Annotated in this window: 26 protein-coding genes and 1 tRNA gene; 5 read left to right on the top strand and 22 right to left on the bottom strand. The window is 38.4% G+C overall.

Annotation, left to right across the window (positions count from 1 at the left end):
• The first annotated feature begins 214 nt into the window (after nucleotides 1–214).
• Complete coding sequence (locus EM4838_RS03575; protein WP_071865947.1) at nucleotides 215–1447, top strand: aminopeptidase; 1233 nt, start codon at nucleotides 215–217, stop codon at nucleotides 1445–1447.
• Between the two features lie 60 nt (nucleotides 1448–1507).
• On the opposite strand, the gene EM4838_RS16550 is transcribed toward EM4838_RS03575, so the two are convergent.
• Complete coding sequence (locus EM4838_RS16550; protein WP_169823209.1) at nucleotides 1508–1672, bottom strand: hypothetical protein; 165 nt, start codon at nucleotides 1670–1672, stop codon at nucleotides 1508–1510.
• A gap of 121 nt (nucleotides 1673–1793) precedes the next feature.
• On the opposite strand from EM4838_RS16550, the gene EM4838_RS03570 reads away from it, so the two are divergent.
• A tRNA-Arg gene (locus tag EM4838_RS03570) sits at nucleotides 1794–1867 on the top strand.
• Between the two features lie 295 nt (nucleotides 1868–2162).
• Here the strand turns inward: EM4838_RS03570 and EM4838_RS03565 are convergent.
• From EM4838_RS03565 to sfsA, 12 genes are all read right to left on the bottom strand, one after another.
• Nucleotides 2163–2441, bottom strand: coding sequence for a zinc ribbon domain-containing protein (locus tag EM4838_RS03565; protein ID WP_071865946.1), 279 nt, complete (start codon nucleotides 2439–2441; stop codon nucleotides 2163–2165).
• 34 nt (nucleotides 2442–2475) lie between these two features.
• Nucleotides 2476–3654 (bottom strand): GNAT family N-acetyltransferase, encoded by a 1179-nt coding sequence (locus tag EM4838_RS03560; RefSeq protein WP_071865945.1) that lies wholly within the window; start codon nucleotides 3652–3654, stop codon nucleotides 2476–2478.
• Nucleotides 3655–3918: 264 nt separating this feature from the next.
• Nucleotides 3919–4332 (bottom strand): DUF3284 domain-containing protein, encoded by a 414-nt coding sequence (locus EM4838_RS03555; protein WP_010735958.1) that lies wholly within the window; start codon nucleotides 4330–4332, stop codon nucleotides 3919–3921.
• Nucleotides 4332–4514 (bottom strand): DUF3188 domain-containing protein, encoded by a 183-nt coding sequence (locus EM4838_RS03550; RefSeq protein ID WP_010735959.1) that lies wholly within the window; start codon nucleotides 4512–4514, stop codon nucleotides 4332–4334. The genes EM4838_RS03555 and EM4838_RS03550 overlap by 1 nt, the downstream gene beginning before the upstream one ends.
• 23 nt (nucleotides 4515–4537) lie before the next feature.
• Nucleotides 4538–4759, bottom strand: coding sequence for a hypothetical protein (locus EM4838_RS03545; protein ID WP_010735960.1), 222 nt, complete (start codon nucleotides 4757–4759; stop codon nucleotides 4538–4540).
• 108 nt (nucleotides 4760–4867) lie between these two features.
• Nucleotides 4868–6328: a PTS sugar transporter subunit IIC gene (locus EM4838_RS03540; protein WP_071865944.1), complete on the bottom strand. Its 1461-nt coding sequence runs from the start codon at nucleotides 6326–6328 to the stop codon at nucleotides 4868–4870.
• Nucleotides 6329–6437: 109 nt separating this feature from the next.
• Nucleotides 6438–6758: a PTS lactose/cellobiose transporter subunit IIA gene (locus EM4838_RS03535; RefSeq protein WP_010735962.1), complete on the bottom strand. Its 321-nt coding sequence runs from the start codon at nucleotides 6756–6758 to the stop codon at nucleotides 6438–6440.
• Between the two features lie 26 nt (nucleotides 6759–6784).
• The gene (locus EM4838_RS03530; RefSeq protein WP_010735963.1) at nucleotides 6785–7102 is read right to left on the bottom strand and encodes a PTS sugar transporter subunit IIB; all 318 of its coding nucleotides are present in this window, start codon (nucleotides 7100–7102) and stop codon (nucleotides 6785–6787) included.
• Nucleotides 7103–7253: 151 nt separating this feature from the next.
• Nucleotides 7254–9956, bottom strand: a complete 2703-nt coding sequence (locus tag EM4838_RS03525) for a sigma 54-interacting transcriptional regulator (protein WP_071865943.1) — start codon at nucleotides 9954–9956, stop codon at nucleotides 7254–7256.
• Nucleotides 9957–10018: 62 nt separating this feature from the next.
• The gene (locus EM4838_RS03520; protein WP_071865942.1) at nucleotides 10019–11296 is read right to left on the bottom strand and encodes a DEAD/DEAH box helicase; all 1278 of its coding nucleotides are present in this window, start codon (nucleotides 11294–11296) and stop codon (nucleotides 10019–10021) included.
• The gene (locus tag EM4838_RS03515) at nucleotides 11296–12309 is read right to left on the bottom strand and encodes a Gfo/Idh/MocA family protein (RefSeq protein ID WP_071865941.1); all 1014 of its coding nucleotides are present in this window, start codon (nucleotides 12307–12309) and stop codon (nucleotides 11296–11298) included. Before EM4838_RS03515 ends, EM4838_RS03520 begins: the two co-directional genes overlap by 1 nt.
• Nucleotides 12310–12324: 15 nt before the next feature.
• Nucleotides 12325–13053 carry a DNA/RNA nuclease SfsA gene (sfsA, locus tag EM4838_RS03510; protein ID WP_071865940.1) on the bottom strand — a complete coding sequence of 243 codons (729 nt, stop codon included), beginning with the start codon at nucleotides 13051–13053 and terminating at the stop codon, nucleotides 12325–12327.
• A 172-nt stretch (nucleotides 13054–13225) separates the two neighbouring features.
• On the opposite strand from sfsA, the gene EM4838_RS03505 reads away from it, so the two are divergent.
• The 3 genes from EM4838_RS03505 (at nucleotide 13226) to zwf (ending at nucleotide 16131) form a co-directional block, all read left to right on the top strand.
• Nucleotides 13226–13570: a DUF4828 domain-containing protein gene (locus EM4838_RS03505; protein ID WP_071865939.1), complete on the top strand. Its 345-nt coding sequence runs from the start codon at nucleotides 13226–13228 to the stop codon at nucleotides 13568–13570.
• Nucleotides 13571–13945: 375 nt separating this feature from the next.
• Entirely contained in the window at nucleotides 13946–14593 is a 648-nt protein-coding gene (efaR, locus tag EM4838_RS03500; RefSeq protein WP_071865938.1) for a transcriptional regulator EfaR, read from the top strand.
• A 14-nt stretch (nucleotides 14594–14607) separates the two neighbouring features.
• Nucleotides 14608–16131 (top strand): glucose-6-phosphate dehydrogenase, encoded by a 1524-nt coding sequence (gene zwf / locus EM4838_RS03495; protein ID WP_176285305.1) that lies wholly within the window; start codon nucleotides 14608–14610, stop codon nucleotides 16129–16131.
• Nucleotides 16132–16222: 91 nt separating this feature from the next.
• Here the strand turns inward: zwf and ileS are convergent, their stop codons facing one another.
• From ileS to EM4838_RS03450, 9 genes are all read right to left on the bottom strand, one after another.
• Entirely contained in the window at nucleotides 16223–19015 is a 2793-nt protein-coding gene (gene ileS / locus EM4838_RS03490; protein WP_071865936.1) for an isoleucine--tRNA ligase, read from the bottom strand.
• Between the two features lie 244 nt (nucleotides 19016–19259).
• Nucleotides 19260–19967, bottom strand: a complete 708-nt coding sequence (locus EM4838_RS03485; RefSeq protein ID WP_019722916.1) for a DivIVA domain-containing protein — start codon at nucleotides 19965–19967, stop codon at nucleotides 19260–19262.
• A 20-nt stretch (nucleotides 19968–19987) separates the two neighbouring features.
• A complete protein-coding gene (locus EM4838_RS03480) occupies nucleotides 19988–20770 on the bottom strand; it encodes a YlmH family RNA-binding protein (RefSeq protein ID WP_065095675.1) in 783 nt (260 codons plus the stop codon).
• Nucleotides 20771–20805: 35 nt separating this feature from the next.
• On the bottom strand, nucleotides 20806–21075 hold the full coding sequence (locus tag EM4838_RS03475) for a YggT family protein (RefSeq protein ID WP_071865935.1): 270 nt from the start codon (nucleotides 21073–21075) through the stop codon (nucleotides 20806–20808).
• A gap of 30 nt (nucleotides 21076–21105) precedes the next feature.
• Nucleotides 21106–21705, bottom strand: a complete 600-nt coding sequence (locus EM4838_RS03470) for a cell division protein SepF (protein ID WP_065095674.1) — start codon at nucleotides 21703–21705, stop codon at nucleotides 21106–21108.
• Nucleotides 21705–22391, bottom strand: a complete 687-nt coding sequence (locus tag EM4838_RS03465; RefSeq protein ID WP_071865934.1) for a YggS family pyridoxal phosphate-dependent enzyme — start codon at nucleotides 22389–22391, stop codon at nucleotides 21705–21707. Before EM4838_RS03465 ends, EM4838_RS03470 begins: the two co-directional genes overlap by 1 nt.
• Before the next feature lie 15 nt (nucleotides 22392–22406).
• On the bottom strand, nucleotides 22407–23654 hold the full coding sequence (gene ftsZ, locus EM4838_RS03460; RefSeq protein WP_010735977.1) for a cell division protein FtsZ: 1248 nt from the start codon (nucleotides 23652–23654) through the stop codon (nucleotides 22407–22409).
• Nucleotides 23655–23675: 21 nt separating this feature from the next.
• The gene (gene ftsA / locus EM4838_RS03455; RefSeq protein ID WP_071865933.1) at nucleotides 23676–25004 is read right to left on the bottom strand and encodes a cell division protein FtsA; all 1329 of its coding nucleotides are present in this window, start codon (nucleotides 25002–25004) and stop codon (nucleotides 23676–23678) included.
• Nucleotides 25005–25158: 154 nt separating this feature from the next.
• On the bottom strand, nucleotides 25159–26331 hold the full coding sequence (locus EM4838_RS03450; protein WP_071865932.1) for a cell division protein FtsQ/DivIB: 1173 nt from the start codon (nucleotides 26329–26331) through the stop codon (nucleotides 25159–25161).
• Nucleotides 26332–26341: the final 10 nt, after the last annotated feature.

The raw sequence follows: 26341 nt of genomic DNA, 5'->3' as shown, positions 1-26341 counted from the left end.
TTAATACTATTGTACCATTTTTTTTCAATAAGCAAAACTTGTTTTTTTATTTTTTACAAATTTTTCTGTCATTATACTCGGATATCAATGCTTTTTTCTGTTTTCTAATTAAAAACAAATGATTATTTTATCAGATGTTTATTTGTTTCACTTCTAATAAAATGTTATCATACAATGAGGAATTACAAAAAATATGATGAGGAGGAATTTAATTATGTTAGCTGATTTTAATGTTAATTTAAAAAAATACGCCCGTTTAATTGCAGAAACAGGGGTCAATGTATCGAAAGGGCACACAGTAGTCTTACAAATCAATGTAGAGCAAGCGGAATTAGCCCGATTGATCACGAAAGAGGCTTATCAATTAGGCGCAGATGAGGTGATCGTTCAATGGACAGACGATATCATTCAAAAAGAATTCTTGACTCACGCAGCAGATGATCGAATCACTACAGTTCCACAATATAAAATCGATCAAGCAGATGATTGGATTGAAAAAGGTGCGAGCAGAATCAGCGTTGTTTCTTCTGATCCAGACGCATTCGCAGGAGTCGACAATGATCGTGTAGCCACTTATCAATCAGCAGTTGGAAAAGCATTGATGAATCTAAGAAAAGCGACACAATCAAACAAAGTAAGTTGGACAGTTGTCGCAGCTGCTGGGAAACAGTGGGCAGCAAAAGTATTCCCTGATCTACCAGAGGAAGAACAAGTCGACGCATTGTGGGATGAGATTTTCAAAACGACACGCATTTATGAATCTGATCCTGTAATTGCTTGGAAAAATCACGATGAAAAATTAGCGACAAAAGCAGAAGAATTGAACAAGGAACAATTTACAGCTTTACATTATACTGCCCCAGGGACAGATATCGTAATTGGCTTGCCGAAAAATCACTTGTGGGAAGGCGCTGGAAGCTATAATGCTCGTGATGAAAAATTCATGGCAAACATGCCAACAGAAGAAGTCTTCACAGCACCTGATAGTCATCGCGTTGATGGATATATCTCAAGTACGAAACCTTTAAGTTATGCAGGAACGACCATTACTGGAATGAAATTTACTTTTAAAGACGGCAAAGTCGTTGATTTTTCAGCGGAACAAGGACAAGAAGTCTTAGCAAAACTACTAGATACCGATGAAGGTGCACGTCGTTTAGGCGAAGTTGCTCTAGTTCCTGATCCTTCACCGATTTCACAATCTGGTATCATCTTCTATAACACATTATTCGACGAAAATGCTTCAAACCATTTAGCACTTGGTTCAGCCTATGCGTTTAGTGTGCAAGGTGGAACAGAAATGACCGATGAAGAATTGGCAGCTGCAGGCTTGAATCGAAGCCAGACGCACGTGGACTTCATGGTTGGTTCAGATAAAATGGATATTGATGGCATCCGCGAAGATGGCTCACGCGTACCGATCTTCAGAAATGGCGACTGGGCGTAATACTAAAACAAAAAAAGATCTGAGATTCCCAGATCTTTTTTTGTTGTTCCACAGATATGCTTATAATAAATCTTCTTTTTTAGTAAACGTAAATTTGCGACTTTCTTTTTCTACAGGTTTTTCTTCTTCGTGTTTGTGGATTGCCTCTTTCGTAATTTCTTCACGTTCTCTTTTTGCTTCATCTAAACGTTCTGCAATTACTTCTTCTTTTGGCTTATCAGACATAATCAAAACCCCCTTTATCACCATCATTCTACCACTCAGGATTCCTTTATTGGAAACGTTTTGCTCTAAAATCAGCTTGCATGTATGCCTTCAAAGCGCTAAAATAATAGTATTGATGCTTGTTCCTGTAGCTCAGTAGGATAGAGCGATCGCCTCCTAAGCGATAGGTCGCTGGTTCGATTCCAGTCAGGAACGTCTTAGAACTTATCACGAGTTTGTGATAGTGATGTTCAGCTCCGAGAAATAAGCCTGCTCCCCAGAAATTGGTTCTTGTATTTTGGGGGGCGGGCTTATTTCTTATGAACACTGTTTATTTAGTTTTAGGAATCCTGAGATGCCATAGGTCACAATCCCCTATTATATTTCTGCTCTTTTAAAAAAATAGCAACAAAAGTAAAACTCCATTTTTCAACTTATTACCAAATACATTATGCGAAGTCATTTTATTCGATTATGAGGTAGCATCCATTTTTTGCTATTGGAATAAACTTTATTGATGTTTCCACCTTTTTAAATCTGGGAAAAAGTGATGCATGAATTCACGCGCTTCTTCCTTTGTCTTGCCTTGTTCTTTCAGCATGCCTGATTCACTCATGTGCTTGACACTCTCTTCAATCATTTCATCCATTGTACAATCAGTTAAAAATGCGCCATCTTTGTAGCAGTAAATGCAATATTCTTCACTCTTGCTATTGTTTTTATTTGTCCCTAAAACCTCAACTGAATCAAGTGGCATCCCACAACTTTGACAATATGTCATTTCTTCCATTTCTATGATCCTCCTATCATCTGATTGTCTTCACTCAGAAATAATCATTGAGAATTGGTTGTTGGCTAGGCAGTGCTTGACTAAGTTCAGCCACCAATACGCCTTCTACTTTGATTTTTTCATGGAAATCAAGCGCTTCAACTGTTTGATATCCTAACAATAATTGTGTCATACTTTGAATCGTTCCACTGACCACAGGTAATTCTGTCTGTTGGACTTTCTTCACCTCAAGTACTCCATCGACATAAGAAATATCAAAAAATCCTTCGTTCCATTTTGCATACGGATCTTCCGTCACTTGAATAGAAAAATTGATTGCATGTTGGAATGGATAAGTCTGCATAAATTTCTCAATATCTACGATTCTCCCCATCATATAAGGTGTGATCGTGGTTTTAGCATATGGATTATCCAATAAATAATTTTTGCTATAGCCAGAAAAACCACATGTATACTCAAACGAATCAAATGCGCCACTATGTGAACCAATAAAACGCATCAAGCCTTTCAATGCTTCATGATTTAGATAACCCATTTCGACGACTACAAAAGTAGGGGCGGCTAATTTATAAACGACATATCCTGTAGCATTTCCCTCACGGTCGTAATACAGTGCATAATGATTCTCTTTTCGTTGCTTGAACTTGTAAGAATACCACCATTCTTCTCGTACCAAACCGCCTCGGCTACTCTCCGGCATACTTGTATAAATGGATCGTATGGCATCCACCGATTCCTCAAAGGTTGTCCGTTTCATAAAGCCTGTCGTTTTCTTTACTGCTGGGAAATCACGACTCGCCAGTTCATAGCTGATCCGGTCAAATAATTGTTCATACCCATAGCGACGATAAAAAGGATAAGAAAATGGTGCTAGATAAGACAGCGTGACATTTCTTTCTCGACAGTCTTCAAGGATTTTTTCCATGATACGATTGATACCGCCCTGTCCTCGTGCTTCAGGATAGGAAGCAACGTAGCCGATTCCAGCCATCAAGTAGTTTTTTCCATAGAAATTCACTGAAAAAGGTGTGGCCATTACTTGACTTGTCAAATGGCCCTCTGGATCTAAAAAGCCGTAGTTCCATGAATTCTCAACAATCATTTTAAATCGTTCACGTCGTTCGTCTGTATCTTGTGAATTAAAAGCATAGGTTGCTAAAGTGTACATTTCTTCTAGTGCTTGGTTCCCCAATTCTTTTATAACATTCGTCATACTTCCCCTTCTTCCTTTAAATATCTATACCAATTGTACTATTTTTTTCTTTATAAGAATAGCAGGCGGACCTTCATTCCTTTTCAAAAAGTAGTCTGCCACAAAAAAATGATTTAAAAAAATAGCGCTAAAAAGCCAAAATAGAACAAACGATTTTGGTTTTTAGCGCTTCGTTTTTTTGATCCAAACGTTGTTTCCACAACTTATTCTCATTTTGATCATTAGTTATCCTCTTGGATTGACGGTTTGATTTACAATCCTCTTTTAATAGGATTCTTCAATCATCCCTAGCATCTTTTTAAAACGTCTCTTTTTAAAATACATCAACATCGTCCCTAAGATCATATCATTCATTTTCTGCAACATACCATGTGATTCCATTTGTTCCGTGTAGTGGACTTCACACGATTTTTCATCAATTGGTTTGATTTGATAATGAACGACAAAATCATTTTTAGTCGTTGAGGTACGAAATTTATAAGATTGGTTATCAATGACTTCCTCAATGATAATGCGTGCACGATTATTTTGAGAGAATTGTTTGACGTATTCAAGATTCTTTAATTGTTTGCGTGTCACTGATTTCCCAGTGGCTTTGCGGACATCAAAAAGAACAGAATCCATCACTTTATCATAGAAAAACGATGCCGGAATATTTAGTGTTTTAATTATTTCCATTAGTTCTTTTTCTCCTTTGCTTCTTCTTTCTTCTTACCTTTTAAAAAGAAGTAAATCCCTAGTCCTGCAAAAAACAATCCAGTGACCATACTATAAATGTCATATTGTTGCGTTCCCGGATTTAAACTATATAGTATGATCAGTGAACCAATACTACACAAAAACAATCCATTTTTTATCATTTGAACCACCCTTATCTTGTTTCTTAGACTGCTGCTGCTTGGAAATATAATACTGTGCCCCATGGTTGGGCTTTGATCAATTCTTTTGCTGTTTTGGCAGCTGCTTCTTTATCTTCTGCACTTGTTTCAAAGAATAATTTGATTCCTTGTTTTTCTTTGAAAGTAAAGGTCATGCCTTCTTCGTTGTATCCTTCTAACAACTCTTTGATTGCATCTTGTTGCATAGCACTAGCGATTGAAATCATTTATTTTCCTCTTTTCTTTTTTTATTGATTACTTTTAGTTTTACTCGAATGAAGCGAGGGCTAGGGATTTGACTGATCGTCATCGCCCATAGCCCCTACTTCGACTGTTTATTTCGGTTCGCCTGCTGCTGGGTCCATTTTATTTGCTGACATCACAAATGGTGCCCAAATCAGGAAGGTCACGACCATACATACTAATGTAACGATCGGTGCCCGCCAGTCTGCTCCTGTTGCAAGGAACGATAGCAAGAACGGTGGAACGACCCACGTCACTTGTTGAGATACCGGTGCGACTAATCCTAGATAAGTTGCCACCCAACCAATCGTTGTCGCAACAACTGGTGCGACTAAGAATGGAATAAACATGATTGCATTCAAGACGATTGGTAAACCAAACATGACTGGTTCATTGATATTGAAGATACCAGGTCCAATCGATAGTTTTGCTACAGTCAAGTAGTCAGCACGTTTTGATAATAGTAAGATAGCAATCAATAGAACGATTGTTCCACCTGACCCACCAAACCATGCAAAAGCATCAAATGAGCCACGTACCCACATGTACGCTTTACCATCTTCAATCGCATCTAATACTGCAGGTGTTCCTGTTTTACCATTGTAACCCTTTTGGAAGATATCGATGTTGATCAATTGTGCTTGACCCCAAATACCTTCTAATACTGGTGCTAATACGTTCGGACCATGGATACCAAAGAACCAGAAAATCTGAACGAAGATCGTAACGATCAATACAGCACCAAGACCTTGTGATAAGCCCAAGAAAGGTTCTGCAATATATTTTTGTACTAAATCAATGATCAGTTGACCATCTGCCACACGTCCAACAACATAATTAATGATAGCGATGACATATAATGAAATCGTTGCTGGTAGGATTGCTGCAAATGCTTTAGAAACTGCGGGTGGTACTGAGTCAGGCATTTTGATCGTGATATTAGCAAGCATCAATTTACAGAAAATGATAACAGAGATTGCACCCATGATCATTACTGTAAAGTAGGCGTTACCATTTAAATGATCAAGCTTCAACCATCCCCATAAACCAACTGATAGAGTGCCGTCAGCAATCGTTGCCCCGATTTCCGATCCATTGATCGCATCTGCCACATTTTGTGGAACATTGACATTCAATGCAGCTGATAACGACGGGCCAAAAGCGATTCCTTGGATCAACGTTGCTAAACCAACGATCCCTCCTGCTAAGTCATTTACGCCATAAGCACGGGCTAAATTATATCCCCATGAAAAGGCAAAAATCAGTCCTGCAATTGCTAGTGTACCATTCCAGACGAACCCATTGATGCCGATGATCACATTCAATACGGCAAAAAAACCTTTGTCTGCTGCTAAGCTGTCAGCATACGTACTAATAAATTGCTGTGGTAAATCACGAATAATTGCATTGATCATTACAGCTACTGATCCAGCCATTGTTGCAGGCATCGTACCGATAAAAGCGTCACGCAATGCCACTAAGTGCTTTTGCGCGCCGATTCTTCCGGCAACTGGAAGGATGTATTTTTCCATCCAACTTGTTAATCCATTCATTATTACTTCCTCCTATAAGTTTTTATATAAAGAAAAACTCCTTATACCAAATTAAAAAAATCCGTTCAAAAATTTTTTTCTTCTTCCGTTCAAAAAAGAAGTGTTTTGGTTATTCAACGTAAGTTCTACGATATAAATCAATGATTTCTTTTGCAAGGTCTGTAAATGCGATCGATGTCATCAAGTGATCTTGACTATGCACAGTCAACAGCGTTACTTGCATATGATTTCCTTGTGCTTCTTGCGTGAGCATTTGAGTTTGTGAATGATGTGCTTCTACCAGAGAGGCTTCAGCATCGCGGATTTTTTGCTCCGCTAAATCAAAATCTCCTTTTTTTGCCGCAGAAATCGCTTCCATTGCATCGCTTTTTGCATTTCCACCATACATGATCAATCCCATGATGGCTTCTAGATTTTGTTGATCTTCCACTATTCTACCTCCAGCTTCACGTTTGATTATTTCATTAATTTTTCAGCTTGCTCAAGTACTTTTGCACCGTTCATCATGCCATAATCTTGCATGTTGATAACATCCAATGGAATTCCTTTTGGCGCTAATTTTTGTTCAAATTGTGCTTTCATAAAGCGAACTTGTGGACCTAATAATAGAACATCTACATTTTTTGATTCAAGGTTATTGTCAGCATCTGAAGCTGAAACCGCGAAGATATCTGCTTCCATTCCTTTTTCTTCTGCTGCTTTTTGCATTTTTGTTACTAATAAACTTGTACTCATTCCTGCAGAACATACTAACATGATTGTTTTTTTCTCCATTTTTTCCACTCCTTTAAATTTGGTTTTACACTATAACTATAATGCAAGAAGCATGCCAAACACTAAATAGCTAAAATAGCGTTTTCATAACGCTGATCAAACAAACACAGTGCACACACTAATGATTAGTGTGTGCACTGTGCAATTTCAATCATTTTTTTATTTTATTTTCTATAAACATTTGTGTGATAAAAGCAATCTCATGTTCCGGGATTTTCACACCATATTTACGTTCGATCCCGATCAAATTCGTTCGAACGATATCCATTTCTAAGCGATACATTTTTGCAAAAATCGGGAAATCATCAAATGTACGTAATTTTTCATGTTTGATCAGACCATCAATCAAAAAAGCAACATGAATCACGATTCCCGTATCCACACCTGGTTCAACGATGATCGATAAGTCTGTTTGGATTTGTTGGATCGCTTTTTGCAAAGCTTGGATCAAACGCTCAACAGATGATATCGCATTCAATGAGTCTTTTAACGAATCAACGATTTTTGCTGTCGGAACTTCGTCATCTGCGATACGTTTCAATGTATTGAGTTTTTCATCATCGAATACGTCATAGGCAGAGAAGAATGGAATATTTTGATAATCTACCTCAACAGTTCCGGCAATCGCCTTGATCTCATATTCTTCCAATAACGCATCAATGTGGCGTTTAAATGATTCACGTTCCAAAAACTGCATTTGGATCACTTCAACTTTATCCTGATTGATAACGGGTACGATTCGTTGATACAGTTTTGCGGCCACTCCTTCTCCAGTAAAACAAGTTACGATCACTGCTTTTTTCCGTTCGTTCAATTCCTGCTTTTCGATTTTAAATTGATCTTTGACAATCGATTCAAAAGACATTTGGATACTTTGGTAGATATCTTCTAAGCTTCTACCAACATTTGCCATCCGGATTGCTTCGATGACGATCATGGTACTGGTCATTGTGATTGCTTTTGTACGTATCCCCGTCTCTTCATAGATCAAATCGCTGAATGTATTCAGTGAACCCATATCAGTCAGTAGAATCAAGCCATTTGTTAAATTGCTTTGACGATTTTTTACATATTTCAATACTTCTTCATACATGGATTGAACTTCCATCTCTAATGGCATATTGAACGCTTGACCGATCGTTGTTCCGAGTAAAGCTTGTGCCATCTCCAACATACTTGAAGCAGTTTGTCGGCCGTGCATCAAGACTAACACGTCGACTTTATTTTCTTTGACTGGCTCACTTTCTCCGAGATTGATCGATAAAAACATACTGATAAAACCAATTTCATCAAATGGGATCTCTACTTGTTGATCTTCTTCAATGATCGTAGATAAATCGATCGCAACTTGAAATTCTTTTTTGAACTTCTTTCGTATATTATTCAAGTCAGGATGAACGATCATGTGACCATCTTTGACACGATCTAATGTACTTTGCAAATGTAAGGCAAACGCAAAGCGTGCTTTTTGGTTATAGATTCGATCTAATCGTTTCTCAGCGACATCATATAGCTCATTTGTCAAACGCCAGATGTCTTCTGGAAGTAAATCTTTAGGAATCGTACTTTTCGTCAATTCTTTGACGTACGTTTGAAAATAGGCATCGACATCTTTCGAGATCAACGCTTCAAGATCAATATTTTCGCCACCCGATTCAGAAAGCGACATCACCTTTTCTTCAATGTCATTGTACACTTGCATGTTTCTTTCTGGGTCCCTAGACCAAACCACATCAGCGAATCCTGGCTCAAACGTCAAATATTGACTCTTACTATCCATGAAGCGATCTAATCGTTCAGGGACTTCTTTGATTCGTAATAATCCTTTTTGGACTTGCAGGGATAACTCTTCTTTTCGAATGACTAATTTTTCTTCTTGGTGCATACGATAATGAAGGAATGACTTCGCACAGACTAATTTCAGGTCACGTTTTACTTGCCCGATATTTCCCTCTGCGTCGTATAGCATAAAAGCTAAAATCGCTTCTTTTTCAATATCGATCCGTTGATTCAAGCGATTGGCTTCTTGCTTGATAAACAAGGAAATGATTTCATACCGCTCATCTAATGAACGAGAGGCAAGATTTGGCAAAGTGATTGCCATAGGTATCCTGCGGTTAAATGTCGTCAAAAAACTTTCAGATGATTCTGTCGTTGCTCCAATGATCTGAACAGACGCCTCATGGACTTGTGCGCTCTCCCCTAATGGGCGATAAACCCCTTTGTCGATAAACGTGAAGAGCATCTCTTGCCCTTCTGGAGGTAAGCGATGGATCTCATCTAAAAATAAGATCCCCCCATCTGCTTTAGCCATCAAACCTTGGCTATCTTGTGTTGCACCTGTATAGGCACCTTTTTTTATTCCGAAGATATGCCCAAACAACAACTGTGGGTTTTGCGCATAATCCGCACAATTAAATGAAATAAAGGGGGCATCTGGGGAAAGCATTTCCGAATCGATTGCAAAATGGTACATACATTCAGCAAACATCGATTTTCCAGTTCCTGTCTCCCCAAATATAATCGTATGCAATCCTCTTGGCGGATATAAGATCGCTGCTTTTGCCTGTTGGATACTTACTTTTAATGATTCATTCTCCCCTACTAAGGTTTCAAAAGTGACTTGTGTAGAAGCGTCCACATGAACTTTATCTGAAGCTGTTTTTTTGGGAGGCATAGAATAAACTACAGGTCTGCCAGTGCTTTTCACGATGTAATGCGCTTTATATAAATCACTTAGATAACGGCTTGCATTACTACGATCAATCTCTAATTGCTTCGCAACATCTGTTGCTGTCAATCCTTTATGATTTTCCGTAAGTAAATCCAAGATTTCTTCCTGTCTTTCGTTCATGCTAACTCTCCTTTAACCAAACGACCTGTTTCCATTTTCAATATAATAACACAAAAAGGCGCTTATTTGCGCCTTGCTCCTTTATTTTTATCTTTTTTATGCTTGTTTTTGTGTTTTGTTTTCGGAGAAGAAGCAACTTTTTTTGTTACTGTTTCACTTGCTTCTTTTTTTCCTAATTCTTTCTTTTTTGGGAGCATTTTTGTTGGGGCTTTTTCAGGGGCTTCTGTCTGTAAGCCTCCCCCATAAATAAATAATTCAGTGAGTTCTGTTTCTGTTTGTCGAGCAATTTTTTTTAAATCTCTTAGTGTATGTTCATTCACAAAGGTGATGACTTGTCCTTGTTGCCCCATTCGACCAGTTCTACCTGCACGATGCAAATATGTTTCTTCTGTCATTGGCACGTCGACATTGACAACATAAGGAAGTTCAGCGATATCTAGCCCACGAGCAGCTACATCCGTTGATAACAACATGCTGATTTTGCCTTCTTTGAATTGAGTTAATGCCGCTTTGCGTAATAGCTTGTTTTGGTCAGATGCTAAACTCGCCACGCGGATTCCTCGATAACTCATTTTTTCTTCCATCATGCCTAACTCACTTAACTGGTTGAAAAAAACAAGACCTTGGAAACCTTCCACATGCGCTAATCGTCTTAGATAGTCCTCTGTTTTTCGAGCAGGGACACGTATAAAATAGTGACTAAGTCCTTTCCTTGAATCATCCATTTTTGTAACGTCGACCACTTTCAGCGATTGTTTTGTCAATGATTCGATTTGCTGGATGGAACGATCGGCTGTTGCTGAAAAGAAAGCTAACTGGTAGTCCGTGGGCGCTTGATGAACGATTTGATCAATAAATGGTCGATTTCCTTCATCAAAAAGTTGATCTGCCTCGTCAAATACGATTGTTTTGATTTGATGAGCCTTTATTTTTTTTTGTTTCATCAACTCTAATACACGACCTGGTGTGCCTACCAATACTTCCGGTTTCTTTTTTAGCCCTTCGATTTGGCGTTTGACATTTGCGCCGCCCACAACAGATTGGATAGAGATTGCTAAATCTTTTGCCCATTCTCTAGTGACCTCTGCAACTTGGATCGCCAATTCTTGAGAAGAAGCAAGGATCAACAAAGTACTTGCCTCACCTTTTTTCACATTCAATAGCAAGGGCCATAGATAAGCTAAGGTCTTACCAGAACCGGTTGGAGAAACAGCAATCAAGCTTTTACCTTCTTTTAAGTCAGTGAATACTTCTTGTTGGATAAACGATGGGACAGTGAACCCTTTTTCTTCCCATTTGTTTTGCCAATTAGTTGGAAAATGTTTTACAAAATCAGTCATTACTCAGTTCCCTCTTTATCTGCATCGAATTCGATCCCTCCACTGATTCGCAAATCATAAACGACTTGATTCACGTTTCGTGCAAGTTCGACCCATTCTTCATACTGTAATCCCCATTGTGGATCTTTAGGATTCATGATCACATTCGCAAAATCTTCTGCCTCTTCACTCATTGGATTTTCAGAAGCAACGATCTCTAATTTTTCGATTTGTTCGTGGTTACGATCATGGTATTCTGCTTGCTCAATTGCATTGACGCCATTCATGATCACTGTTCCACTATTGAAATAAATCTCAGAAGGTAGATACGAATCACCGATCTTGCCCGGTTGGATTGCCACATCAAAAGTAGCATATCTTAAAATTCCCCAACCTAATCCATCAACGCCTGTGGCTATTTTTCTAGGGAAATAATGAACTTCTTGCGGCTTGCCAAACCAACCTACAGCTGCATAAACGAGGTAAACGCCGAGATCCATCATTGCGCCACCTGAAAAACGCGGAGAGAAAATATTCGGTTCTTCCCCATCTAACACTTGATCATAACGAGAAGAATATTTCATATAGCTGAAATTCGCGCCAATGATCTCATCTTTCAAAGGTAAAAATTCAGCAATTTTTTTAAACCCAGCTTCATGGATATTTCGCGCGGCTTCAAAGAAAAAGACTTTCTCTTGATTGGCTAAATGAATGATTTCTTCCATTTCTTTTGGCGTACTAAATGCCGGTTTTTCTACAATTACATTTTTTCCAGCCAAAATTGCTTGCTTCGCATGTTGAAAATGCAAACTGTTTGGCGAAGCAATATAGACGGTATCCATATGTTCTAACTCAAAAAAAACAGTTAAATCTGTTGCGAATGCGATATCGCCTTCATATTCTGCGCCAAATTGTTGCGCCTTTTCTAAATGTCTTGAATAAACAGCTGTTAATTCATACTTACGTGTCGCTAATGCTGCTTGAACAAATTGATGGGTAATCCAATTTGTGCCGATTATACCTAAATGGATCATCTTTACGCCTTCTTTCTATAAATTAGGATCTTCAAAAACTGTATTTAGGTCAAATGGGATTGCTTGTTTCAATACCACTTGTTTTTCTGTTACTTGACAATTATATACGATTACTTGAACACCTGCTTGCTGAGCCAAACGAAAAGCAGTGGCTAATTCTGGTTGCATCTGCTCATGGATCGTTGCTTGATGCAAGTGTTCAAATTGTGCAATAAAAAGAATATAGGCCTCATAGCCTTCTTGATGCGCGCGGATCAATTCATTGACGTGTTTAAGTCCACGAATGGTCGGTGCATCGGGAAAAGCACCTATTGCTTTGTTTTCCAGAGTCATCCCTTTGACTTCTACAAATGCTTTTTGTCCGCAACTTGTTTCTAAATAAATATCGAATTTAGACTTGCCAAAGGTCACTTCACGTTTGTAGAACACAATATCACCATTTAAATTTGGTAAGTGGATCGTCCCATCTAAAATCCCATCAACCGCTAATCGGTTTGGTAACTGACTATCGATATTGAACCACTGCTGCTCTTTTTTAACAGCAATCAGATCATACGCAGTTTTACGCTTTGTTCCAGGAATGTGTACTAACGCCACCTCTGCACCAGGAAGCAATAACTCTTTGCCTCTACCTGTATTCTTAACATGGGTTTTGACTACTTCTCCTTTTTTGTTCAAACAAAAAGAAATAAAGCGATTTGGTCTTTCAATGAAGTAAGCAATTTCAACATCTTGGTACTCCAATAGTGATCACCTGTCTCCCTACTACTGTATCCTACCATATTTTTACTAAAAACACTTGAAAAACCAGTCGAAAGTCTTAGAGAAATCATGCACGTTCTTTAGTAAACTATAAGAAAAGGGACAATAAGCAAAATATGCTTTTATCATAAATGAAGACAAAGGAGTGGAAAAAATGAAAAAAAGAATCCTCTATATCCTACTTGCCGGTATCGCAACACTTGCTGGAAAAAAAGTACTTGATCATAAAAAGAAAGAAGCACAGGTCGATCATCTGGATAAATACTGTGGAACTTGGTCATTTACAGATACCAGCCAAACACACCATGAACTGACCATTCATTCTGATTATTCTTTTTGGCTTGATGACCGTTCTTTAGGAACACTATTAGTCGAAGTTACTTCCGAAAAATTGATAGTTAGAGATCAGTACGGCTTTTACCTAACGTTTTCTTACAACGACATGTTACTGTACGATGAAGCAAACGATTCCGCTTATTTGTTATCAAAAAAATCATGATTATCCTAGCTTAGTAGATGATACACTGCCAATTACTTCATTAACGTACTTCTTTTTTATAAAAACAAGACGAAGGGTTTAGAAAATTGCTGTTTTCTAAACTCTTTGTCTCGTTTTACAAGTTTCATCCATGCAACTTCCTCTAGGTCACAACGATCGAACAAATTATGCTATGATAAGATCAAAGTACTTTTCAACTAGTGGCTATTTGATCACTGCACATCTCAAACAACTACTTGGAAAGATGGACGAACGATTGAATACGAAAAAAAAACCGACATTTCCGTCCTATTTTTTTCTCATAAAATAGTCAATTTGTGTTTTTTTTGTTACACTTACAAGTGATGGTTTCTTACCATGAAAGGATGATCGCATATGACACCAAACCGAGAAGATTATTTAAAAATCATTCTGGAATTAGGCGGTGACACAACTAAAGTCAACAATAAACAAATCGTTTCTAGCCTAGCAGTGTCACCTGCTTCAGTAAGCGAAATGATTTCTAAACTCGTCAAAGAAAAACTAGTCGAACACTCTCCTTACCAAGGTGTACAATTGACTGATAGTGGACTGATAAAAGCAAGTAGCCTGATACGTAAACATCGATTATGGGAAGTTTTTTTAGTCGAACATTTAGATTACAACTGGAATGAAGTCCATGACGATGCAGAAGTACTTGAGCATGTGACTTCTGAACAACTTGCGGATCATTTAGAAAGTTATTTAAATCATCCTAAACATTGTCCTCACGGAGGCATTATTCCTGAAAAAGAACAGGTTGTCCATGAAGAGCGTCGTCAAACACTTGAATCCTATCCAGTCGGTACAAAAATTCGGATCGCTCGTGTCCTTGATGAAAAGGAATTATTAGACTATTTAGTCACAATCGATGTCAATATTGATGAAACTTATGAAATCACTGATGTAGCGGCCTATGAAGGACCAATCACCATCCAAAATAAAACCAAAAAAATTCCTGTCAGCTTTAAAGCCGCCAGCACAATTTTTGTCGATAAACTGTAAAGGAGATTACCCAAATAATGAATGAAAAAAACGTATTATTTACTATATTTGGCGGTACAGGAGATTTAGCACAACGTAAATTGTATCCTTCACTTTTTCGTTTATACAAAAAAGGTAACTTGAGTGAACATTTTGCTGTGATCGGTACAGCACGTCGTCCTTGGAGTGATGAACACTATCGTGAAGTGGTTAAAGGAACAATCGAAACATTAAATCCTTCTGCCGAAGAAGCCGAACGATTTGCTAGCCATTTTTATTATCAATCTCATGATGTCAATGATTCTTCTCATTACCAAACATTAAAAGAATTATCTGATCGTTTAGATGAAAAATACCACTTGAATGGTAATCGAATGTACTATTTAGCTATGGCTCCTCAATTTTTCGGCACGATCGTTTCACATTTGAAATCTCAGAAAATCATCACTGAAACTGGCTTCAACCGATTGATTATCGAAAAACCTTTTGGTTCTGATTTCCATTCTGCATTTGAATTGAATGAAAAAATTCGACAAGCCTTTCCAGAAGACGATATTTTCCGTATCGACCATTACTTAGGTAAAGAAATGATTCAAAATATCTCTGCGATTCGCTTTGCCAATAATATTTTTGAGTCTCAATGGAACAATCGTTACATCGACAACATCCAGATCACTTTTGGTGAAAGTTTAGGTGTCGAAGATCGTGGCGGCTACTATGACCACAGCGGTGCGTTAAAAGACATGGTCCAAAATCATATCCTTCAAGTATTAGCATTACTCGCGATGGAACCGCCTGTTGCCTTTTCCGAAAAAGAAATCAGATCAGAAAAAATCAAAGCGTTAAAAGCTATTCGTATTTATGAAAAAAAAGAAGTCTTAGAAAATTTTGTACGTGGGCAATATGCTGCAGGTCAATTAGATGATCAGACATTCAAAGGCTACCGTGAAGAAGACAACGTTGATCCACAATCGACAACTGAAACATTTGTTGCTGGAAAATTTACGATCGATAATTTCCGTTGGTCTGGCGTACCGTTTTATGTACGTACTGGGAAACGTCTTACTGAAAAAGGTACACGAATCAATATTGTCTTTAAACAAGTACCTGTCAATGTATTTAAAACATCGATCGACGAACCTTGTAATGATCCAACGTTACCACCAAATGTTTTGACTATCTATATTCAACCAACAGAAGGTTTTTCATTTACATTAAATGGAAAAAAAGTTGGTCAAGGCTTCGCCACCGATCCAATCAAACTGGAATATCGCAATAGTGCTGAAATGGTCGAAAATAGTCCTGAAGCGTATGAAAAGCTTATGTTAGATGCATTGAACGGTGATAGCACCAACTTCTCTCATTGGGAAGAAGTCGCACAATCTTGGCATATCGTTGACGTGATCCGCCAAGTTTGGGATCAAGTACAACCAGATTTCCCAAATTATAAAGCTGGTTCTATGGGTCCTGAAGCAGCATTCGAGCTTTTAGAAAAAGACGGTTTCGAATGGATCTGGCAACCAGATCATTGGTACCGTGAACGCGGTAAATTGGATTAGTGACCAATCATTTGCTATTCGCTTAAAAATACTCTTTGATGTAATAAAAACAACCAAACACAAAATGTGTTTGGTTGTTTTTTACTAACTTTTATTCAAAACCTTCTGCGACTGCTTCTGGATAGAATTCTTCAACAAGTTGTGCGCAACGTCCGCATAAGTGTGGTAATTTTTCATCAGTTCCAACATCTTTACGGATTTGACGGCAACGATCACACGTTTCACCTTCTGCTTTTTCGACTAAAATCGCTACATCATCAAAGACTAAAGCATTTTCAGGCGCTTCAGTGTTTTCTGGCATAATCGTAAAGTAGTCTGGTGAGACGATCAATAACTGAGGAATGTCAGCAGCAACTGCTGTCAATAATTGATTCACTTGTTGATTCGGATAGATCGTTAATTTTGCTTCTAATGATTTTCCGATCAATTTACTATTTCTTGCTTCTTCTAGTGCTTTTAAGACTTTATCACGGAAATCCATGAAGGCCGCCCATGTATCTAACAACTCATCTTGGTTCGCATATTCAACATATCCTGGTAGCTCACTTAATTGAACATAAGCTTCTTCTTCTTTTAAGAATGACCAGATTTCCTCTGTTGTATGAGGAATGATTGGTGTCAATAATTTTGTTAATGAAACAGCTGTTTCGTAAAAAACAGTTTGCATACAACGACGTTGATGATCATTTTCTGCTTCAATATAAACAACATCTTTTGCAAAATCAAGATAGAAAGAAGAAAGATCAACTGTTAAGAAATTCATCACTGTGCGATAGATTTGCATAAAGTTATACTTATCATATCCTTCTTCACGAATTTCTTTGATGACTTGATTTAAACGAACTGTCATATATTTATCAACTGAACGACGATCTTCATACGCTACTGCATCTTTCTTAGGGTCAAAATCATCCGTATTTGCTAATAGGAAACGCATCGTATTTCGGATTTTCCGATAAACTTCAGCAACTTGTCCTAAAATATCCATAGACACACGAACATCTGCTTCGTAGTCCACACTAGATACCCATAGACGTAGAATATCCGCACCAAATTGTTTGATCACTTTATCTGGAACGATCGTATTGCCTAATGATTTACTCATTTTTCGACCTTCGCCATCTAACGTGAAGCCTTGGGATAAAACTGATTTGTATGGCGCAACACCATTGATCGCTACACTTGTAGTGATACTTGAATTGAACCAACCACGATATTGATCTGAACCTTCAAGATACATATCTGCTGGGAAAGATAACTCAGGGCGTTGACGTAAAACAGCTTCATGAGAAGAACCTGAATCAAACCAGACGTCCATGATATCTGTTTCTTTAGTGAATTCGCCATTTGGCGATCCTGGATGCGTAAAGCCTTCAGGTAGTAAGTCCTTCGCTTCTTTTTCAAACCAAATGATTGAGCCATGGGCCGCAAATAATTCAGCGACATGTTCAATAGTCTCAGGTGTAATGATCGCTTCGCCATTTTCAGCATAAAAAATTGGTAGTGGGACGCCCCAAGCACGTTGGCGTGAGATGACCCAATCGCCGCGATCACGTACCATATTGTAAAGACGTGTTTTTCCCCATGGAATGATCCAATCAACTTTTTCCACTTCATCAAGAATATTTTGGCGGAAATCATTGATTGAAGCAAACCATTGTGGTGTTGCACGATAAATGACAGGTTTTTTAGTACGCCAGTCATGTGGGTAACTATGGGTGAAGAAATCCAATTTCAACAAGGCACCTTTTTCTTGTAATAGATCCGTGATCATTGGATTTGCTTTGTCATAAAAGATTCCTTCAAATCCAGGTGCTTCATCCGTAAATACACCTTTAGAATCAACTGGCGAAACCACAGGTAATTTGTAACGATTTCCTGCAATATAGTCATCTTCCCCGTGTCCAGGTGCGGTGTGGACTAATCCAGTACCTGCATCCAAGGTCACGTGATCTCCTAAGATCACTAAAGATTCACGATCATAGAATGGATGTGTCGCTGTCATGTATTCCATCTCTTGTCCTGCAAATTCTTTTAAGACTACGACTGTTTCCCAGCCAATTGCCTGTTGCACCGTTTCCATCAAATCTTTGGCAACAACAAATTTGCGACCATCAGCTTCTACTAAGACATACGTAAATGTTGGGTTTACAGCAATCCCTTGGTTAGCTGGCAATGTCCATGGTGTCGTTGTCCAAATAACGAAAGCAGTATCTTCTTCTAAAAGACCTTTGCCATCCTTCACAGTGAAAGCGACATAGATAGAAGGAGATTTGACATCTTTATATTCAATTTCAGCTTCAGCTAATGAGGATTCACTAGATGGTGACCAGTAAATTGGTTTTAATCCTTTGTAGATATACCCTTTTTCAGCCATTTTACCAAACACACGGATCTGTGCAGCTTCATAGGAAGGATCTAAAGTGACATAAGGATTTTCCCAATCACCAGCAACACCTAAACGTTTAAAGTCTTCCCGTTGTTTGTCTACTTGTGAAAGGGCGTATTCACGACATTTTTCCAAGTATTCAGCCATCGTCATTTCTTTTCTTTTGATTCCTTTGTTCGTCAAGACTTGCTCAATCGGCAAGCCATGCGTATCCCAACCGGGAACGTACGGCGCACGAAAACCAGACATTGATTTTGAACGGATGATGATATCTTTACTAATTTTGTTTAAAGAATGCCCTAAATGGATATTTCCGTTTGCATACGGAGGACCATCATGAAGAATAAAGCTTGGTTTGCCTTCATTCAACGCTTGTCTTTGTTGATAGATTTGATTTTCTTCCCATTCTTTTTGCCACTCACCTTCACGGTTCGGCAAATTCCCACGCATAGGAAAACTTGTTTTTCCTAGTTGCAAGGTTTCTTTCATTTTCATACAAACACTCCTTAACTATAGTTTACAGAACGCAAAAAAGCATGTTCATCCTAGGGACGAACATGCCGTGGTACCACCCAAATTTAGTTACAATCGTAACTCTCGAAGACCGATAACGAGGTCAGCCGCTATTTCTTACTGTCGTTCAGAAATAAATCAAGTAGAGGATCTTTCACTTTGCAGGGTCTTACCAATCTTACACTGTCATTGGCTCGCTTTAAGAATGTCAAAATGCTTTTCTGTTCTACTCTTCTTCGTATTCTCCAGGAATGATCGAAAGATCGATTGCTTGCGTATCAAAAGCAGTCACTGGAGACTCGTATACTCCTGTTTCAGAGTGTACATCACTTTCAATTTCATTGTCAAGCTGTTTTGCCAAAACTTCTTTGATTACTTCATGGCTGTCTGTTACATAACTCGAGAATGGTTGTAAGATTTCATCCCATTCTGGACTTTTCACTTGTTCAAGTTGTGATTCCAACATCAAGCTGATTCGTTGATGGAATACACGTGTTTTCTTTTTCAAATCTTCTGTTTCTGTAGCCAATTGTCTTGCTTTTTCAGTCGCATCTGTCAAGATACGGCGGGCTTTTTCTTCTGCATCCGTTGTTAATTGGTGTGCGCGTTTTTCAGCGTTTGCTACCATTTCGTCTGCTTTATTTTGTGCAGAAGTCACGATCACTTCTGATTCTTTACTTGCGCTTGTTTTTACTTTGTCGGCTGTATCTTGTGCCACGATAATCGATTGATTCAACGCATCTTTCAGTTCATTGAAGTATTCAAGTTTTTCTTCTGAATGCTTCACTGCTTTTTCTAACTCACGATTTCTTTGTGTTACTTCTTCGTAATCACGAACAACTAAATCTAAGAAATCATCTACTTCGTCTTGATTATATCCCCGCATTTTTGTTGGGAATGTTTTATTTTGAATATCTAATGGAGTTAAAGCCATGAGTAAACCACCTTCTTGTTTTATTTACGTAATACACCAAACAACACCCTGCACTTGTCTTTCTTTGTTTTCCCCTCAAGGTCTTGGATTTGTATTCTACCATATCCTCTGATCGAAACAATATCTAATAACTCAAGCAAAAAATCCGGTTTTGTATTTTCTGTCCAATTAACTTTTACTTTCCCCGATTCGATCAGCTGCTTTGAACGCTGTCTTGAAATATTATAAATTTCCGAAATCACACTATCCAGTCTAAGTGAACTGACCGTACCTCTTTCTTGAGTCCAGCTGTCTTTTGGCAAGATCATATCTGTGTAATTGATCTCCTCTAAGCGAACAGCCACTTTCCCGATTTTAGTCACTTGATTAACGACAAAATGATCGATTTCGTCTGCAATGAAAACTTGCCATCGGTCATCATCTGAAATAATATCACCGAAGTAAGAACGTTTAATCCCTGTGCCAACTAGTGTACCTAAAATCTTTCCATGACTCAAACTGGCAAATTTACTTGGGTAATGGATTTCATATAACGACATTTCAAAATCATCGTCAACTGGTTCATAGTAGTCTGGGAAAATCAAGCATCTTTTTCGTTCTGCTTGCTCATAGCCACCGTATAATTGAAAACGCAAGTCACTATTTTGGCGAATCAAGGTCTCTAAGATGTAACATTGTCTTGGATCAAGAAATTCTGTCAGATAAGGTGCATACTGACTTTGGACCTGTTCGATCCAATCTCCGACAGAGTCAATAAACGGACGTTCATCTACTCGGAAATGCTGATACACATTCGTATCCACTTGATTCCCTCCTATATATCCCTGGTTGTTCTACACTAAATAGCGAACGTAATCATCCATAAAACGATATGCTGCAATCCTTGGACAGCAAGATTTAAAATGACAATTGATGCTAAGACAGTAAAATCCATTGGTCCAAATCTTAAAGGCAAACGATCGAATAGGCTGATATATGGTTCACAAATCTTTGCTAATATACGTCCAAGGCTAGATTGATACCCTCCTGGAAACCAAGATAGTAACGCATAGACTACTAGGATCATGCTATAAAAGTATGCAGCACGTGAAATTAAATTAAGTAACATAAAAAGAATATAAATGTTTGCTCCTCCTCTTTACAGATCAAACATACTTCCATCTGCGAAAGATTGAGCCGTTGAACTATCGATTTCCAGACCAGCTGGTGTGCAAAGGAAAATCTCATCACCTACTCGTTTGATATCGCCGTCTAACGCATAGACTGTCCCTGTTAGGAAATCCACGATACGTCGAGCCTGCTTTTCTTCTACTAACCGAAAGTTGACTAATGTTGCTTCTCCCGCAATGATCCTTTTAGCAATCGTCATTGCTTCAGAGTAGGCACGAGGTTCCATCACTGTGATTTTTCCTGCTAACTGTGTGTTAGGTTGAACAGATGGTCTCGTTTGTCGTTGGTCTTTTTGCGTATTTTTTGTAGAAGTTTGATGTAATTCGATGACTTTTTTTGTTTCGTTCGTCGGCGCATTCTCACGACCAACCGGACGAGATGTCGTCGTTGGGCGTTGTTTTTTTTCAATCGGCTGTGAAACAGCTGGAGAATGTTGTTGATACTGTGTGTTTGATTTAGTTGGTTGCTTAGCAACCTGTTGTTGTTCAGGATAATCTTCGTATTCGTACTCTTCTTCATCAGCTAATCCGAAAAAATTAGCAATTGCTCCCCTGTTTAAAAGTGGCATTATTCTTCCTCCTCGTCTTTGAATAGCGCTGTTCCTACACGGATAAATGTAGCTCCTTCTTCAATTGCAAGTTGAAAATCTTGGCTCATCCCCATGCTCAGTTCGGTACATGGTGCATGTGTGTATTGTTTTGATTGGGCAAGATCACGCAATTCTCTCAGCGTTTCAAACACTTTACGAATTTGTTCAGCAGAAGCGTCCTTCGGTGCCATAGTCATAAGTCCCACTACCTGTATATTTGGATAGGCTGCTAAAGATTCTAAGAAAGGTAGAAGCTCCGCTGGTGAGATACCGTGTTTCGATACTTCACCAGACACATTGACTTCCACAAAACAAGCTAATTGTTTTTCTAATCTTTTTTGGATTTCTTCTGCTAATTTCAAACTGTCTAACGCATGAAAGTAATCAATTTCATTTACAATCAATTTTACCTTTCTGCGTTGTAAATTACCAATTAAATGCCACTTCACTTCAGAATATTTAAGCAAATCTTGTTTTTTTTGCAACAATTTATCGACACGATTTTCTGCACAATGTGTGACTCCAGCATTGATTAATTCTTCAGTTTGGAGTGATTCTACAGATTTTGTAACAGCTACTAATGTCACTTCTTTCGGGTCACGATGAACAAGAGCACACGAATCCTGAATGTCTTGCTTGATATTCTGCAAGTTGTCAGCAATCATGTGCTCTTCCTCCTTTTATTTTTTACGACGGAAAAACGGCGGTGTATTCAATTCGTCGTCACCTTTTGTTTTTGTTTCTTCACGATTGAATGTATCAAATTCTTTTTTCTCAATAGTTTCGTAATTAGACTCATCCACTTTTGGACGAACATTTTGTTCGCGACGGATGTCCCAATCACCAAAACTGCTTTCATCTTCAGCAGTAATTGGTTTTGCTTGGTCCATGTCTAGTCGATTGCTTTGAGCAGAAGATTGCGTTTGAGTTGACGTTTGTCTAGCTGGACGACTAGACTTTCGTTCCTTTTTTGTTTCATCAATACCTGTAGCAATGACCGTTACACGGATTTCATCGCCCATTTCTTCATTGATCGATGTACCTAAGATGATATTTACATCGCCAGTTGCTGCATTTGCTACGATATCTGAAGCATCTTGTGCTTCGAATAACGTCATATCCAAGCCACCAGTGATGTTCAATAGGACTTGTTCTGCCCCATCGATCGATGTTTCTAATAATGGAGAAGAGATTGCTTTCTTCGTTGCTTCGATCACGCGTTCTTCACCGCTTGCTACTCCGATACCCATCAAAGCAGTACCTTGGTTTGCCATGACTGTTTTTACATCAGCAAAATCCAAGTTTACGTAACCTGGTGCAGTGATTAGATCAGAGATACCTTGCACACCTTGGCGTAAGACATTATCTGCCTCACGGAATGCTTCAAGCATTGGTGTCTTTTTGTCAACGACTTCAAGAAGACGGTTGTTTGAGATAATCAATAATGTATCAACATTTTCTTTCAAACGTGCGATACCTTCCGCAGCGAAACGGCCACGTTTTGGTCCTTCAAATGTAAATGGACGAGTGACAACACCTACTGTCAATGCGCCTAATTCTCTAGCAATTCCAGCAACGATCGGTGCAGCACCAGTACCAGTTCCACCACCCATACCAGCAGTGATGAAGATCATGTCTGCGCCTTCTAATGCTTCACGTAAAGATTGTTCACTCTCTTCAGCTGCTTTTTGGCCAACTTCTGGTTGTGAACCTGCTCCTAAACCACGTGTGTATTTAGGGCCTAATTGGATCACTGTTTCAGCTTTTGAATTTTTTAATGCTTGAACGTCTGTGTTGGCAGTGATAAACTCAACACCTTTAACGTTTTCTTCAATCATACGGTTTACAGCGTTTCCGCCTCCACCACCGACGCCGATTACTTTGATGACTGCGCCGTCATTGATGTTATTATCAATTGAGAATTCCATGTTTTTTTCCTCCCACGATGATTAATCAAATATATTGGTAAAAAATCCTTTGATTTTACTTGTTACGTTTTCGCCAGAATTTTTTTCTTCTGGTTCTTCGTTATACGTTGTTTCTTCTGCCACATCGTATTGTTCATAAGATGTGTGAGCTTCCGGCTCATTGGTTGTATAATGAACAGGTGCTGATTCCCCCATAACAGCGATTTTAGCTAATTGGTATACTTCACTTAAATTCGCAGAGTAATCAACGATACTGATCACGTTTGTAAATACCGGATTTCTTAGACCCATTTGATTTGGTACATAAAGTTTCACGTTTACGCCAAATATTTCCTGTGCCAAATCAACGACACCTGGAAGGCTTGCTGCCCCACCAGTTAACACGATACCACCAGGCAGCTCTAATGCTTCGATTTGATCTAATGCTTCTTTTGCTTTATTGAAGATTTGTTCCATTCGAGCAGAGATCACTTCTGATAGGTAATGTTCATCGACTCGAACAGGTTCTGTTTGGCCAATCACATCTACCGGAAATTCTTCTTGCTCTGAGGTACGTTCTGGATAAGCATCCCCGTAATTTATTTTTAATGCTTCTGCATTGTTGAAGGAAGTATTTAAAACAATGGAGATATCTTTTGTGACAAATTCGCCACCTTCTTGATCTAGGCTCGTGAATTTCAACTGTTTGTCATGCATGACAGCTGTTGTTGTTTGTCCACCACCCATATCGATAACGATTGTACCAAAATCTTTTTCTCCATCTGAAAGAATTGATTCAGTCAACGCTAAAGGTGTGATCACTAATTCATTGACGATCAATCCCGCATTCTCAACACACTTACGAATGTTATGAATGATTGTTTTTGGTCCTGTAAATAATAGACCATACATTTCTAATCTGACACCGATCATCCCACGAGGATCTTTGATGCCTTCGAATCCATCTACCGTAAAGTCCTGTGGTAAAATTGACACGATTTGACGTTCAGGAGGTATTGAACGAACCAGTGCAGCTGAAGCCACATTGCGGACATCTTCATCGGTGATTTCTTTTGAATCTCCGTTTACTGCAATCATCCCTTGGCAGTTTTCTACTTCAAGCATGTTTGCTGGTAGACCCACGCTTACACTTTTGATTTGAATGCCGGCTTTTTCTTCTGCCTGACGCACTGCTCGCTTTATCGCTTGTACTGTTTTATCGATATCAACGATGATGCCTCGGTTAATCCCTTCTGATTTTGCGTTCCCTACTCCAATAATATTCATTTGGCTGTCGATATATTCAGCCACGACAACTTTGACAGATGTCGTTCCAATATCAAGGCCTACGTACATTCCTGTTTTTGCCATGAATGGGATTCCCTCCTACTTAACTATTCCATATACATGCGAACCAATAACGTCCGTTTTAAAAATATACTTTATAGATATATTCACTGTTTCCAATTTTACCATAAATTACCAGTTTTTAGAAAGTAGATTATCACATTTTACAGTGGTTTTCTTAATTTTCATCTAAACTTGACGAAGATGGGGTCGTATTTTCATTCGTTGGATTCATTTCGTCTTGATTCTCACTTATTTGAGGATCATCAACGCCTGTTTCTGGAGTAGAAGTTTGATCCGCACTTTGCGCACTTTCATCTGTACTTTCTTCTGATCCTTCTTCTGCTTCTTCGCTATTATTTGAGTAAGGGTAAGAAAAAATCCCTACTTCCATATCGATCACACCATTTTCTTCCATTTCACTAGCTACTTGCGCATAAAAATTCATTTGTGATGCTAAGTTAGTAATATTGACGATCACTTGATTGCCATCGTTCATATTCAGCTGGATCAAATTTTGATTCGTATTACGTGGCGTATATTTGATTTCCGAAATGGCTTTTTGTAACTCTGGAGATAGTTTATTATATTCTATTGCTAAATCTTTGATTTTTGTTGGGTCAGTAAATCCTTCTAGGATCGGAAGATTTTTTGTTGGACTTTCAACGGTCTCATCCAACACTGTTCCATCTTCGATCACAGGGCTATATTTTCCGTCCGTTAAAATCAAAGCAATCTCTTTATATTCAGTGACAGACAGATCAAATGTATTGACACTACTAAAACCGATCGTAGCAGATTTTATTCGAGGTTGCTCTTTTTTCAAATGATCGATGTAACTTTGGCGTTGCCAATACTGTCCCCAAATATGTTGATTCAATGCTAATTGCGTATCCTTCAATATTTCTTCTTTCGAAACAACTTCATTTCCGGAAATAGAAACACCCTCTAATTTGCTCAACGGGGAAACGTAATAAATCAAAAATAACAAAGGAATCAAAAGAATGGAAATGATTAAACTCAGCCTTTTGTATAAAACTTTGTTTCGATAATTTTTTAAATTAGGCAAGCGATCGATAAACGAACCATTATACGGTCCCCCGTCTTTCTTATGTTCGATTTCTTCATAGTCTAATAAATCATCTTCTTCAACAAGCAATTCTTCTTTTTCAGAAGAAATAGGATCTTTTTGTTCTTCTTTATGCTCGCTTTTTTCACTTGTTCCTGTCTGATGATCTGTTTTTTCTTTATGTTCTTCTAAGTATTTTCGGTTGGCCATTTGCCAAGGTGTCAGCGAGTTTTCATCGTTTGACTTCTCAGGCATTTTTTTTGTTTCTTTTTTCTTACTCATCTATGACCAC

It is taken from the genome of Enterococcus mundtii (genome assembly GCF_002813755.1).
Taxonomy (GTDB): domain Bacteria; phylum Bacillota; class Bacilli; order Lactobacillales; family Enterococcaceae; genus Enterococcus_B; species Enterococcus_B mundtii.
Note: the sequence above shows the minus strand (reverse complement) of the source record. Positions and strands in the feature narration are given on the sequence as shown.

Coding starts and splice junctions, on each gene's coding strand:
- EM4838_RS03515 (WP_071865941.1), bottom strand. CDS start 12,309: ATGATCCATTTAGGTATAATCGGCACAAATTGGATTACCCATCAATTT.
- EM4838_RS03540 (WP_071865944.1), bottom strand. CDS start 6,328: ATGAATGGATTAACAAGTTGGATGGAAAAATACATCCTTCCAGTTGCC.
- EM4838_RS03565 (WP_071865946.1), bottom strand. CDS start 2,441: ATGGAAGAAATGACATATTGTCAAAGTTGTGGGATGCCACTTGATTCA.
- EM4838_RS03470 (WP_065095674.1), bottom strand. CDS start 21,705: ATGCCACTTTTAAACAGGGGAGCAATTGCTAATTTTTTCGGATTAGCT.
- EM4838_RS03530 (WP_010735963.1), bottom strand. CDS start 7,102: ATGGAGAAAAAAACAATCATGTTAGTATGTTCTGCAGGAATGAGTACA.
- EM4838_RS03505 (WP_071865939.1), top strand. CDS start 13,226: ATGAAAAAAAGAATCCTCTATATCCTACTTGCCGGTATCGCAACACTT.
- EM4838_RS03485 (WP_019722916.1), bottom strand. CDS start 19,967: ATGGCTTTAACTCCATTAGATATTCAAAATAAAACATTCCCAACAAAA.
- ftsA (WP_071865933.1), bottom strand. CDS start 25,004: ATGGCAAAAACAGGAATGTACGTAGGCCTTGATATTGGAACGACATCT.
- EM4838_RS03575 (WP_071865947.1), top strand. CDS start 215: ATGTTAGCTGATTTTAATGTTAATTTAAAAAAATACGCCCGTTTAATT.
- EM4838_RS03545 (WP_010735960.1), bottom strand. CDS start 4,759: ATGATTTCAATCGCTAGTGCTATGCAACAAGATGCAATCAAAGAGTTG.
- ftsZ (WP_010735977.1), bottom strand. CDS start 23,654: ATGGAATTCTCAATTGATAATAACATCAATGACGGCGCAGTCATCAAA.
- EM4838_RS03560 (WP_071865945.1), bottom strand. CDS start 3,654: ATGACGAATGTTATAAAAGAATTGGGGAACCAAGCACTAGAAGAAATG.
- EM4838_RS03555 (WP_010735958.1), bottom strand. CDS start 4,332: ATGGAAATAATTAAAACACTAAATATTCCGGCATCGTTTTTCTATGAT.
- efaR (WP_071865938.1), top strand. CDS start 13,946: ATGACACCAAACCGAGAAGATTATTTAAAAATCATTCTGGAATTAGGC.
- EM4838_RS03525 (WP_071865943.1), bottom strand. CDS start 9,956: ATGAACGAAAGACAGGAAGAAATCTTGGATTTACTTACGGAAAATCAT.
- ileS (WP_071865936.1), bottom strand. CDS start 19,015: ATGAAAATGAAAGAAACCTTGCAACTAGGAAAAACAAGTTTTCCTATG.
- EM4838_RS03550 (WP_010735959.1), bottom strand. CDS start 4,514: ATGATAAAAAATGGATTGTTTTTGTGTAGTATTGGTTCACTGATCATA.
- EM4838_RS03520 (WP_071865942.1), bottom strand. CDS start 11,296: ATGACTGATTTTGTAAAACATTTTCCAACTAATTGGCAAAACAAATGG.
- EM4838_RS03475 (WP_071865935.1), bottom strand. CDS start 21,075: ATGTTACTTAATTTAATTTCACGTGCTGCATACTTTTATAGCATGATC.
- EM4838_RS03450 (WP_071865932.1), bottom strand. CDS start 26,331: ATGAGTAAGAAAAAAGAAACAAAAAAAATGCCTGAGAAGTCAAACGAT.
- EM4838_RS03465 (WP_071865934.1), bottom strand. CDS start 22,391: ATGATTGCTGACAACTTGCAGAATATCAAGCAAGACATTCAGGATTCG.
- EM4838_RS16550 (WP_169823209.1), bottom strand. CDS start 1,672: ATGTCTGATAAGCCAAAAGAAGAAGTAATTGCAGAACGTTTAGATGAA.